The organism is Amycolatopsis acididurans (assembly GCF_012328925.1).
GTDB classification, from domain to species: Bacteria; Actinomycetota; Actinomycetes; order Mycobacteriales; family Pseudonocardiaceae; genus Amycolatopsis_E; species Amycolatopsis_E acididurans.
Genome location: NZ_JAAXLS010000024.1, coordinates 80259 through 92708 on the forward strand (window position 1 = coordinate 80259; position 12450 = coordinate 92708).

The following is a 12450-nucleotide window of genomic DNA, read 5'->3' on the forward strand; positions in this document are numbered from 1 at the left end:
TACCGTCACGTTCAGTTTGCGCTGGGCGACGGGTCGGGAGGCGGTCGTGAAGAAAACTCGCGTAGGGATTCTGGCCGCTTTGGTCGCGGCCGTCACCGGCTTCGCGACACCGGTCGCGTCCGCGGCTCCGTCCGTCGCATTGCGGGCGCAGAGTAATGCACAGGCGGCGACGGACTTCTGGACACCCGAGGCGATGCGCGCCGCGACTCCGCTGGACAACGTGCTCGCCACCGTCGGCAACGCGGTTCAGCGCCTCGTACCGAGCGGGCTGCCGTCGGCGGTCCCGGCTTCGGCGTCCAACTCGGGCGGCCCCTGGTCCGGTGGCGGCAAGGTCACCAGGACCGCCGGGCGTGTCTTCTTCCTTTTCAACGGCGCCAAGGCGTCCTGCAGCGGCGACGCGGTCACCAGCGGCAACAAGAGCGTCGTGATCACCGCCGGGCACTGCGTGAAGTACCAGGGCACCTGGCACACGAACTGGGTCTTCGTGCCCGGCTACGACAACGGCAACGCGCCCTACGGCGAATGGGCCGCGAGCCAGACGCTGACCACCCCGCAGTGGGAGGCCGGCGAGGACCTCAACTACGACGTCGGGGCCGCGGTGGTCCAGCCGTTGAACGGCCGGCGCCTCACCGACGTGGTCGGCGGGCAGGGCATCGCCTTCAACCAGCAGCGCGGCCAGACCATGTACACCTTCGGCTACCCGGCCGAGGGCAAGTACGACGGCACCAAGCTGGACTACTGCTCCGGCAGCACGTTCACCGACTTCATCTCCAGCAACGACAACGGGATGCGCTGCGACATGACCGGCGGGTCCAGCGGCGGTCCGTGGTTCGTCAACTTCGACGAGGGCACCGGCACGGGCCTGCAGAACTCGGTGAACAGCTTCGGCTACACGTTCATGCCCGGCTACATGTTCGGCCCGTACTTCGGCTCCGACGTACAGAACCTCTACAAAGCCGCGCAGTCGAAGTAGCTCGAGGCCGCGACGATCCGGTGCTGAGCCGGCGGTAGGTGTGATCGACGGTGGCCGGGCCACCCCGGCCGCCGTCGACCCCATATCCTGGGTCCTGTGAACTGGACAGTGGACGTCCCCGTCGAGACACTTCCCGACCTCCCGCCGTTGCCGCCCCAGCTGCGGGAACGGCTCGACGACGCGCTCGCCCGCCCGGCCGCTCAGCAGCCGGAGTGGCCGGACGCCGACGCGACGCGGCGGGTGCGCGCGGTGCTGGAAAGTGTGCCGCCGATCACCGTTCCGGTCGAGATCGACCGGCTGCGCGAGCGGCTGGCGATGGTGGCGCGGGGTGAGGCGTTCCTGCTCCAGGGCGGCGACTGCGCCGAGACGTTCGAGTCCAACACCGAACCGCACATCCGGGCGAACCTGCGCACGCTGCTGCAGATGGCCGTCGTGCTGACGTACGGGGCGAGCCTGCCGGTCGTGAAGGTGGGGCGTATCGCGGGGCAGTACGCCAAGCCGCGTTCGAACGCCACCGACGCGCTGGGCCTGCCGGTGTACCGCGGCGACATCGTGAACTCGCTCGTCGCGAAGCCGGAGCTGCGGGTGCCGGACCCGGGCCGGATGATCCGCGCCTACGCCAACGCCGGTGCGGCGATGAACCTGGTGCGGGCGCTGACCGCGTCCGGGCTGGCCGATCTGACGAAGGTGCACGACTGGAACAAGGACTTCGTGCGCACCTCGCCCGCCGGTGAGCGGTACGAGGCGCTGGCCGGGGAGATCGACCGCGGGTTGCGGTTCATGTCGGCCTGCGGGGTCACCGACACGTCGCTGCACTCGACCGAGATCTTCGCCAGTCACGAGGCGCTCCTGCTGGACTACGAGCGGGCGCTGCTGCGGCTGGACAACGCCGACGCGGCCAACCCGAAGCTGTACAACCTGTCGTCACACTTTCTGTGGATCGGCGAGCGCACGCGGCAGCTGGACGGCGCGCACATCGCGTTCGCCGAGCTGCTGGCGAACCCCATCGGCGTGAAGGTCGGCCCGACGACGACGCCCGAGCAGGCCGCCCAGTACGTCAAACGCCTCGACCCGCACAACGAGCCCGGTCGCCTCACGCTGATTTCGCGCATGGGCAACGGAAAGGTGCGCGACGTGCTGCCGGCCATCGTGGAGGCCGTGGAAGCCACCGGGCACAAGGTGATCTGGCAGTGCGACCCGATGCACGGCAACACACACGAGGCGAGCACCGGGTACAAGACGCGGCACTTCGACCGGATCATCGACGAGGTGCAGGGCTTCTTCGAGGTGCACCACAAGATCGGCAGCTACCCCGGCGGCATCCACGTGGAGCTGACGGGCGAGGACGTCACCGAGTGCCTGGGCGGCGCACAGGAGATCTCGGACGTCGACCTGGCCGGCCGCTACGAGACGGCGTGCGACCCGAGGCTCAACACCCAGCAGAGCCTGGAGCTGGCATTCCTGGTAGCAGAAATGCTCCGCGACTAACCCCGCGAGTCCAGACTTCCCCGCGCCCGAGTTGAGGCTTCCCGGCGCCCGAGTCGAGGGTTCGACGTGCGCGAGTCGGGGGTTCCGGGCGGCTGAGTCGGGGGTTCGACGCGCGCGAGTCGGGGGTTCCGGGCGCCTGAGTTCGGGGTTCCCGGCGGCCGGGTCGGAGGTTCCGGAGGCCGAGTCGGGGAGTCGGGGCGCGCGAGTCGAGGGTTCCGGGCGCCCGAGTCGGAGGTTCCGCGTGGCTGAGTTCGGGGTTCGACGCGCCCGAGCCGGGGTTCCCGGCGGCCGCGTTCTGAACTTGCGGCTGCGACGCAGGCAACGCTGGACTCGGCCGCGCGGAAGGCTGGGTTCCACCGCATGGAACTCCGCACTCGGGCGCGGGGAAGTCGGGACTCGGGCGCCGGGAAGCCTCGACTCGGCCGCCGGGAAGCCTCGACTCGGGCGCGGGGAAGTCGGGACTCGCGTTAGGTGGGGAGGGGGAATTCGGCGACGGTGTGCCACGGGCCGTGTTCGTCGGTGCCTGCTACCAAACGCACCGTGTCGATTGTGGCGTGGATGGGCAGCGCGGCCGCGATGTCCGGTGCGGCGCGGCGTTTGCTGTCCGGGTCCCCGGTGCGGCTGTCGGCGACAGTCAGGTGTGGCACGGTTTCCGGGTGCTCGCCCGCATACGGTTCATGGCCGGGGAAACGTTCACAAACCGCGCGGGTAAGTGCGCGGAAATGTGCGTCCGGCTTGGGTTCCAGCCACACGACTTCATCCCCGAACCATTTGACCTGGGTGAAAGCGCATTCGAACGCCGAGATCCCGCGCAGCGCCTGCTCGATCTCCGCGATCGTGCCCGCACCGATCAGACTGGGCCGCACGAACGGATACAGCACCGTGACGTGCGCGGGCACGTCGTTCGCCGCCGGGCTCAGCGCACGCCGGTGCGACGCCACCAAGTGGTCCGTTTCCGGTACGGGCACGATTATGGCGCTTTTCGTCGCAGAGGGTAGCCACTGAGCTGGGGGGACCGGCATGGATTAATCATGACGCATGCCGGTGACAATCCCTAGATCGACCGCTCGTATAGAGCAGCGGCCGATTTGAGCACCGCGTCCCGCAGCGACCCGGTGTCCGGAACCGCGGCACCGTTCGCCTGAAGTCCAATGTGGACGGAATTGTGGAAGATCGCCGCCGCGATGCCCAGGGCATTTCGTGGTGCGAGCGGTACCAGTGGGTAAATTTCCCGCAGCGCCGCGCCGTCCATGGTCAGCTTGAGCTTGGGCAGCGGCACGTTCGTGATCACGGTGTCGAACAGGAGCCCGGCGGCCTGCCCGGCGACCTTCGTGGCCAGCCGGTGCACCGGAGACGGGATCCGCTCCGCCAGTACCGGCAGCGCACCGGCGCCCGTCGTCGGGCCCGCGGCCTTGTTCCGGTTCATCGAACGCCGGATCTCGCGCAGTCGTTCGACCGGATCGTCCAGATGCACGGGCAGCTCGCAGAGGTAGCCAGACAGCTGGTTCCCCGACGAGCCCGACTCCCTGGCCCGGATGCTGACCGGCACCAGCGCCCGCAGCGGCCGTCCCGCCACCCGCTGCCCCCGGTTGATCATCCACTGCCGCAGCGCGCCGGACAGCACGGCGAGAATCACGTCGTTGGAGGTGCCGCCGTGCACCGAGCGCACCTTCCTGATCTCGCTCAGCTCGAGCCTCGCGAAGCCGAGGCGACGGCTCGTCGAGCTGGGCGCGGCCAGCGGTGAGACCGGATACGGCCTGGTCGCGCGCACGATGGAGGACGCGATCGAGGCGTTCTCGCTTGCCCCGCTGATCGCGTCCTTGACCATGCCGAGCGTGGAACGTTCGCGCCGGGGCGTCTGTGCGGAGGCCATCAGCGTGCGGGTGAAGGGCAGTTCGTCCAGCAGCCCCGCCGCGACGGAGAACGCACCCGCGCCGTCGGTGAACGAGTGGTGCAGCTTGAGCAGGAGCGCGAACTTGCCGTCCGGCAGCCCGGTCACCACGCGCAGATCCCACGGCGGCCTGCGCAGGTCCAAAGGCTGCTCGATCCACTCCGCCGCGTAGGACGCGAGCGGGTCTTCCTCACAGAATTCCGCGAGCTCGTGGGTGTGGATATGCGCCGGCGGATCGAACTTCGGGTCGTCGCTCCAGCTCGCGCCGCCGAAACCGAACAGCGCCGGCATGACTCGCTGACGCAGCCGCGGAATCCGGGCGGCGCGGTCGGCGAGGAGTTTCACGATCTTGTCTGGATCCACGGCATGGTGCGGATGAAAGATCACCACCGCACCCATGTGCATAGGGGTCGTTTCCCCCTCCAGGCACAGGAAAGCTACATCGAGCCCGCTGAGCTGGCGGCCAGCCATAGTCGACCCTTCTGTGGTCATTCAGAATTGGAGTTGGCTACTACTGCAACGCACGGACATGACGGGAGCGTAGTCGCTGTGTTTCCACGGCGCTAACAGGATCTCCCTTCACTCGAAAGGAGGAAGATCTGTCCACTAAGGACTTTTCGATTGAGGACTTTCGGCCCTTGTTCCGGCGGATATTGAATTTCGAATGAATCAGGCATAAATCATGGAATTGTTTTCAGGCTTACCTTGGTTCCCTGCTTGACCAGTTTGCCCGCTTCCGGATTCTGGTCGATGACGAACCCGAAGCCGTGATCCCGACCCTTGAGATCCGCTTGGAGCCCTGCCGCCTCGAGAGTTTGGACGGCGTCCTGGATCGAGCTACCCACCACCGACGGTACCGAAACGGCATTCGACACGAAAACGCCGACGCGCGTGGTGCCGCTGTCATCGCCGGACTGCGGGCTCGTGCGCGTCACCTTGCCCGCCTCGACGTCCTGGGAGAACTCCTGGCCGGCGTCGAACGGATCGAATCCCTGCGAGCGCAGGACCTGGAACGCCTGGTCCCTCGGCATTCCGGTGACGTCGGGAACCGGGCGCGGTGGCGCGCCCTTGGACACCGCGATCTTGACGTCGCTGCCGATGTCGAGCTGCGTGCCCGGCTGCGGAACCACCCCGATGACGCCGCCCTTGGGCACCGACGAGCTGTACTGGTCGGCACCCGCGTCGCGCACCGGTTTCAGCTGTGCGGCGGTGATGGCGGCCTCGGCCTCGGCGATGGACGTGCCCGCGCTGATGTCGGGCACAACGGGCCTGCCGGAGGAAAGGGCGACCGTGACCTCGCTGCCTCGTTCGGCGGAAGTGCCCGCCGCCGGCTGGGTGTCGATGGCTCGCCCGGCCGCGACGGTGTTGTGCGCCTTCTTGACGAATTTGGCCGTGAATCCCTGCTGTCGCAACGTTTGGTCCGCGGTGGCCTGATCCATGCCCGCCACCTGCGGCACCGCGACGGTCCTCGCACCCGGCGATCCGGCGGTGAACCACCAGACGCCCGTGCCGACGAGCGCCAGCAGCAGCACCGCGATGCCGGCCCAGATCCCTATCCTGCGCCGCCGGTTGTCCTCGCCCGCTGGTGCGGTCGGCGGAACCGGTGGTGGCAACTGGCCGACCATGGTGGGGTTCACGGGCGGCGCCGGCCGCGGCATGGCCCGCGTTCCGCGCGGCCCGGCAACGTTGACCGGGGCGAAGGCGGGCACGGTCTGTTCCGCGTCCGGGGGTGGCTGTTCCTTGCCCGGCACCGGAATCGGGACCGGCGCGATGCCGAGGGCGGCCCGGATCTGGCGCAGTTCGCGCAGGAATCCGCCCGCGTTGGCGGGCCGTGCCTCGGGGTCGCGCCGCGTGGCACGCAGCACGAGGTCGTCGAGTGCGGGCGGGATGCCGGGCACCGCGGTGCCCGGCGCGGGCACGTCGTCGTTCACGTGCCGGTAGGCGACCGAGATCGCGGTGTCGCCGGTGTAGGGCGCCTTGCCGGTGAGCATTTCGTACAGCACGATGCCGGCCGAGTACACGTCGCCGCGTTCGGCGGCGTTGCCCTCGGCCACCTGCTCCGGCGAGAGGTAGGCGACGGTGCCGAGGATGACGCTGGAACTGGTCGTTCCCGCGCTGGCGACCGCGCGCACCAGGCCGAAGTCTGCCACCTTCACCACGCCCGTCGGTGGGGTGCCGGTGCGCCCGATGAGCACGTTCTCGGGTTTGACGTCGCGGTGCACCAGACCCGCGTGGTGCGCCGCGGCGAGCGCGGCGAGCATCTGCTCGGTCACGCTCAACGCGAGCGGGATGTCGAGCGAGCCGCGCGCGTCGAGCAGATCGCGCAGCGTGCCGCCGTCGACCAGTTCCATGACCAGGAAGACGTGATCCCCATCGACACCCTGGTCGTGCACCGTGACGACGTTCGGGTGGTGCAGTTGCGCCGCCGACCGCGCCTCGCGCTCGAACCGCTCCACGAAGGACCGGTCGTCGGCGAAGCGGGGGTCCATGATCTTGATGGCGACCGGCCGGTCCAGCCGGGTGTCGGCCCCCCGGTACACCGAGGACATCCCGCCCCTGGCGATCGGCGCGTCGACCCGGTAACGCCGTTCCAGAAGCGTCCCGCCGAGACTGGTGTCGGTGGTTGTCACGGTTGCCGATCGTACGCCCTGGGCCAGCTCGGCCATTTCCTGCCGATGTGCCCCGGAAACAGGCCGCCGACCTGCGGATCCCTGCTGTGCGCCCGGATCACCGACGCGGCCTTGGACGCGTGCTCGAGCCCGTGCGTGACCCCGCGGGCTCTCAGGCGAGCGCCGGAACCGTGTAGCGGTGGACCGGACGGCCGGCGTTGCCGTATTCGAGGCTCAGTTCGACGAGCCCTCGGCGATGCAGCTCGCTGAGGTAACGCTGTGCCGTCGGTCTGCTGATACCGAGTCGTGTCGCGAGCGTGCTCGCTGTCAGTGCCACCGGTGATTGGCGCACGGTCTCCAGGACGTTTCTCATCGTCGGCGCGAGCGCCTCGGTCGCGGACGCCGCCGGACCACGCAGCATCCCGAACAGCGCGTCGACCGTGTGCTGGTCGGCCTCACCGGGCCGGAATGCCTGTTCGCGCCAGCGGCGGTAGGCCTCCAGCTGGGTACGGAACTGCGGAAATCCGAACGGCTTGACGAGGTAGTAGACGGCGCCGAGGCGCATGGCCGTGCGGACCGTGCTCAGATCGCGCGACGCCGTGATCACGATGCAGTCGGGCCCGTGCTGATCCTGCGCCTTGAGCCCTTTGAGCACACTCAGCCCGTCCTCGTCGGGCAAATAGATGTCGAGCACCACCAGCTGCGGCTGGAGTTCGGCGATGGCGCGGCGCGCGTCGGCGGCGCTGTGCGCGCGCCCGACGCAGGTGAATCCGGGCACCCGGTCGATGCCCGCCGCGTGGATCGCGGCCACCCGGTAGTCGTCGTCCACGACGAGCGTCCTGATCATCGTGCGTGCTCCAGCTCGTCCAGCCGCGATCCGCCGTGGTGCCCATCGCCGGGAATGCTGACCTCGAATCGGGCGCCGGGGCCCGGGGTGACGGTGATGGTGCCGCCCGCGCGCCGCACCAGCCGGTGGACCAGCGCGAGGCCAAGGCCCCGGCGCATCGAGCCGCGGCTGGACTTGGTGGAGAAGCCGTCGGCGAAGATCTCGTGCAGCGCCTCCTCCGGAATGCCCGGCCCGGAATCGTGCACGCTCATGCGCACGACGCCGTCGGCATCCCGCAGGCGCACCACGACGGTGCGCGGTTCGGGGCAACCGGCGACCGCGTCCACCGCGTTGTCGATGAGGTTGCCCAGCACGGTCACGAGCGCGTTCGCGTCGACCGTGGGCAGGTCGAGGCGTGAGTCGCGGCTGACGGTGACCAGGACGTCGCGTTCCGCGGCGACGGTCACCTTCGCCGCCAGCAGCGCGGCGAGTTCGGGCGGAGCGATCCGCGAGCGCAGATCAGTGCCCGGCGAGGTGATGGGCTGGGAGATCTCCGCGAGGTAGCGCGCCGCCTCGTCGGCATCGCCGACGCCCAGCAGACCTGACAGTACGTGCAGGCGGTTGCTGAACTCGTGCTCCTGCGCACGCAACGCGTTGGTGAGCCCGGTGACGGCGTGCAGTTCGCGCATCAGTCCCTCCAGTTCGGTGCGGTCCCGCAGGGTGATCACCGAGCCCGCGTTCCGTCCGGAAAGGACAACCGGCATCTTGTTGACCACGAGCAGGAATTCGTCGGTGAGAACGACCTCGTCGCGAGCGTTTCCGGTGCCCTCCAGCAGATCGAGCAGCCGTCCCGGAGCCAGCACCTCGCGTGGCGTGCGACCGCGCACCGTTCCGGTGACGGCGAGCAGGCGGCGGGCCTCGTCGTTGACGACCTCGATCCGGCCGTCGGGGTCGAGCCCGAGCACACCTTCGCGGATACCGTGCAGCATCGCCTCGCGTTCCTGGAGCAGGGCGACGATCTCCGACGGTTCGAGGCCGAAGGTGACCCGCTTGATGCGCCGGGCGAGCAACCACGAGGCCACGACGCCGACCGTGAGCGCCAGCGCTGAGTAGAGCACCACCCAGAGGGCGGCCTTGGCGAGTTCGCTGGATACCTGTTCTTCCAGGATGCCCACGGAGATCTGACCGGCGATCGTGCCGTCCGGACCACGCAGGGGAACGCGGGCGTTCGCCGAGCGGCCGAGGCTGCCGTCGTCGATGCCGAGGTGGGACTGGCCGTCCAGCGCCGCGACGGGTTCCTCGAGGCGCCGGCCGATCAGGTCCACATTGGTGTGCGAGTAGCGCAGCCCGGTCCGGTCGGTGACCACGACGTAGGCCGCGCCGGTGGCGAGCCGCACCTGTTCGGCCGTGCTCTGCACGACATGGCCGGGGTCGCGCGCGGGCAGCGCCTCACGAATGGGTTCCATCTGGGCGACCGCGTTCGCGATGCCCAGCGCTCGCTGCTCGTACTGCGCGTCGAGCGTCTCGCCGGTCAGCTTGACGTAGAGCAGGGCGCCCGCGGACACGGTGGCGAGCAGGATTCCCAGTACGCCCATCAGGATCTGGGATGCCAGCGGCCGGCTTCGCCACATGACCACTCCGCTCCGCCACTCGTCATAGGGGCTGTCAGGGATGACATCACGGCGGCCGGGCGATGCCAAGAAGCGGTGCGCGAAAAGCCCGGAACGTCCGGTTGCCGGGCGAGCTTTTCGAGCAAAACCGTCGTAAACGCACTCCGCGGCGGGTATCGCGCACAACGTTTTCCGCGCTCGAACGCGCTTTTAGCGTCCACTCCCACACCGAACCCGGCAGGAAGGACGCGGCGTGGACACGACAGCGGCGATCGAGCTTCGTGGGGTGACCAAACGCTTCGCCACCGAAGGCCCCGAGCCCTACACGGCCCTGCGCGACCTGGACCTCGAGGTCGGGCCCGGCGAGTTCTGCGCGGTGGTGGGCCCGACCGGATGCGGCAAGTCGACGACGCTGACCCTCGTCGCCGGGCTCGAAACACCGTCGGAGGGAACGGTGCGGGTGCACGGGAAACCGGTGTCCGGTATCACGCCGGAGGTCGGTTTCATGTTCCAGACCGACGCGATCCTGCCGTGGAAAACGGTGCTGGACAACGTCTCCGCCGGGCCGCGGTTCCGCGGTGTCGGCAAGCGCGAGGCCTTCGCCGACGCCCGCGACTGGATTCGCCGGGTCGGGCTGAGCGGCTTCGAGGACCGCTACCCGCACCAGCTTTCCGGCGGTATGCGCAAACGGGTCGCGCTCGCGCAGAACCTCATCAACGAGCCCAGGGTGATCCTGATGGACGAGCCGTTCAGCGCGCTCGACGTCCAGACCCGCTCGAAAATGTCGACCGAGTTGCTCGCCCTGTGGGATTTGACCCGCCCCGCCGTGGTTTTCGTCACCCATGACCTCGAAGAGGCGATCGCGCTCGCCGACACGGTCGTCGTGCTCACCGCGGGCCCCGCCGCGACCATCAAGGCCCGCTTCCGGATCGACCTCCCGCGCCCCCGCGTCGTGCAGGAGATCCGGTTCGACCCCCGGTTCGTCGATCTGTACCAGCAGATCTGGGAGGCGCTACGGGCCGAGGTCGACCTCGCCTACTCCCAGATCACCGCCACCCCCGGACAGGAGGACGCATGACAACCCGGATCGACGAGCCGGTCCGCGCGGCCGCCGGCCCCACCCGGCGTGCCCGGCGCCGGCGGGGCTCCCGGACGGCGCTGGTGCACGCGACCCAGATCGCGGTGCTCGTGGTCGTGCTCGGCGGCTGGCAGCTGCTCGTGCAGGGCGACCAGAAAAGCATCGTCCTTTATGGACTCCCATCCGGTATCTACGACCGGCTGCGGGCGTGGATCACCGAGGGCACCGCGATCGGTTCGCTGGGCAGCCAGATCTGGACGACGTTGCAGGAGGCGCTGATCGGGTTCGCCATCGGCACCGTGCTCGGCATCGTCTGCGGCATCGCGCTCGGCCGGATCCGGTTCCTCTCCGACGTGTTCGGCCCGTTCATCAAGGTTCTCAACGCCATCCCGCGCATCGTGCTCGGTTCGGTGTTCGTCCTCGCGTTCGGGCTCGGGCTCGAATCGAAGATCCTGCTGGTGATCGTGCTGGTGTTCTTCGGGGTCTTCTTCAACGCCTTCCAGGGCACCCGCGAGGTCGACCGCAACTTCATCGCCAACGCCAGCATCCTCGGCGCGTCACGCTGGCAGGTCACCCGTCAGGTCGTGCTGCCCTCGGCCTTCACGTGGATCATCGCGAGCCTGCACGTCAGTTTCGGATTCGCACTCATCGGCGCGATCGTGGGGGAGTTCCTCGGCGGCTACGCCGGTCTCGGCGTGCTGATCAAGAACGCCCAGGGCGCATTCGACGCCAACGGGGTCTGGGCGGCGATGGTGATCATGGCGATCGTCGCGCTGATCGCCGAATGGCTCATCACCCGGCTCGAACGCCGCCTGCTGCGCTGGCGGCCCACCCAGCTCACCGGCCCCGATCTGTGACCACCCCTGGATTCCCGATCAAAGGAGATCACTGTGCACAGGAAGAAATGGCTGGCCGCGGTCGCGGCGCTGGCCCTGAGCGTGACCGGCTGCGCGTCGACCGCGAGCCAGAACTCGGGTACCAGCTCCAGCGGCGGCAACGGCACCCCGGTCACGATCATGGTCGGCGGCCTGAACAAGCAGATCTACCTGCCGTTCATGCTGGCCCAGCGGCTCGGCTACTACCAGCAGCAGGGCCTCAACGTGACGCTGCAGGACGAGGGCGCCGGCGTCGACGCCACCACGAACATGGTGGCGGGCAAGATCGACGGCGTGGGCGGGTTCTACGACCACACGATCGCCATGCAGGGGCTCGGCCAGTCGCTGGAGTCCGTGGTCTCGATGCTGACCACGCCGGGTGAGGTCGAGCTGTGCCGCAACGAGGTGAAGGACCAGATCCACTCGCCGGCGGACTGGACGGGCCGGAACCTCGGCGTGACCGATCTGGGCTCGTCCACGGACTTTCTGACCCAGTACCTGGCACAGAAGAACGGTGTCAACCCGGCCACCATCCACCGCGTCGGCGTGCAGTCGGGGTCGACCCTGATCGGCGCGCTGCAGCACGGCAACGTCGACTGCGCGATGACCACCGAGCCCACCGTGTCCACCGCGCTGTCCCAAGGTGCCGCGTACATCCTGCTGGACATGCGCACGGCGCAGGCCACGGCACAGCAGCTCGGCGGCGAGTACCCGGCGACCTCGCTGTACATGACGACGTCCTATGTGGATAGTCATCCGGACGTCGTGCAGAAGCTCGTCAACGCCTACGTCGAGACGCTCAAGTGGATCCAGGCGCACAACGGCGCGCAGGTGGCCGACCAGATGCCCGCCGACTACTACGCGGGCCCGGGCAAGGACGCCTACGCGAAGGCCTTCGACAACGAGAAGGGCATCTACAACCCGACAGGACTCATGCCGCCGAGCGGCCCGCCGACCGATCTCGCCGTGCTGCAGGCGTTCAACCCCGACGTCAAGGGCAAGAACATCGACCTGAGCAAGACCTACACCGACAAGTTCGTCCAAGCAGCGAAATAACCGCCCGGCCGGGGCTCACGGACACCCCCCACGAGCCCCGGCCC

At 68.8% G+C, this 12450-nt stretch carries 10 protein-coding genes; 5 read left to right on the forward strand and 5 right to left on the reverse strand.

What is annotated here, in order from left to right; translation table 11 throughout:
• The first annotated feature begins 46 nt into the window (after positions 1-46).
• Together HFP15_RS27305 and HFP15_RS27310 are read left to right on the forward strand one after the other, a co-directional pair.
• Complete coding sequence (locus HFP15_RS27305; protein ID WP_168519612.1) at positions 47-973, forward strand: trypsin-like serine peptidase; 927 nt, start codon at positions 47-49, stop codon at positions 971-973.
• Between the two features lie 96 nt (positions 974-1069).
• Positions 1070-2461 (forward strand): class II 3-deoxy-7-phosphoheptulonate synthase, encoded by a 1392-nt coding sequence (locus tag HFP15_RS27310; RefSeq protein ID WP_312871767.1) that lies wholly within the window; start codon positions 1070-1072, stop codon positions 2459-2461.
• A gap of 467 nt (positions 2462-2928) precedes the next feature.
• On the opposite strand, the gene HFP15_RS27315 is transcribed toward HFP15_RS27310, so the two are convergent.
• The 5 genes from HFP15_RS27315 to HFP15_RS27335 form a co-directional block, all read right to left on the reverse strand.
• A complete protein-coding gene (locus HFP15_RS27315) occupies positions 2929-3402 on the reverse strand; it encodes a 2'-5' RNA ligase family protein (RefSeq protein WP_312871768.1) in 474 nt (157 codons plus the stop codon).
• A gap of 113 nt (positions 3403-3515) precedes the next feature.
• The gene (locus tag HFP15_RS27320) at positions 3516-4823 is read right to left on the reverse strand and encodes a wax ester/triacylglycerol synthase family O-acyltransferase (protein WP_168519614.1); all 1308 of its coding nucleotides are present in this window, start codon (positions 4821-4823) and stop codon (positions 3516-3518) included.
• 209 nt (positions 4824-5032) lie between these two features.
• The gene (gene pknB, locus HFP15_RS27325) at positions 5033-6982 is read right to left on the reverse strand and encodes a Stk1 family PASTA domain-containing Ser/Thr kinase (protein WP_168519615.1); all 1950 of its coding nucleotides are present in this window, start codon (positions 6980-6982) and stop codon (positions 5033-5035) included.
• Positions 6983-7133: 151 nt separating this feature from the next.
• A complete protein-coding gene (locus HFP15_RS27330; protein ID WP_168519616.1) occupies positions 7134-7808 on the reverse strand; it encodes a response regulator in 675 nt (224 codons plus the stop codon).
• Positions 7805-9418 carry an ATP-binding protein gene (locus HFP15_RS27335; RefSeq protein ID WP_168519617.1) on the reverse strand — a complete coding sequence of 538 codons (1614 nt, stop codon included), beginning with the start codon at positions 9416-9418 and terminating at the stop codon, positions 7805-7807. Before HFP15_RS27335 ends, HFP15_RS27330 begins: the two co-directional genes overlap by 4 nt.
• A 232-nt stretch (positions 9419-9650) precedes the next feature.
• On the opposite strand from HFP15_RS27335, the gene HFP15_RS27340 reads away from it, so the two are divergent.
• From HFP15_RS27340 to HFP15_RS27350, 3 genes are read left to right on the forward strand one after another with little or no spacing between them, the layout of a single operon-like run.
• Positions 9651-10475 carry an ABC transporter ATP-binding protein gene (locus tag HFP15_RS27340; RefSeq protein ID WP_168519618.1) on the forward strand — a complete coding sequence of 275 codons (825 nt, stop codon included), beginning with the start codon at positions 9651-9653 and terminating at the stop codon, positions 10473-10475.
• Complete coding sequence (locus tag HFP15_RS27345) at positions 10472-11332, forward strand: ABC transporter permease (protein WP_168519619.1); 861 nt, start codon at positions 10472-10474, stop codon at positions 11330-11332. Before HFP15_RS27340 ends, HFP15_RS27345 begins: the two co-directional genes overlap by 4 nt.
• Positions 11333-11365: 33 nt before the next feature.
• Positions 11366-12406: an ABC transporter substrate-binding protein gene (locus HFP15_RS27350; protein ID WP_312871769.1), complete on the forward strand. Its 1041-nt coding sequence runs from the start codon at positions 11366-11368 to the stop codon at positions 12404-12406.
• Positions 12407-12450 lie beyond the last annotated feature (44 nt).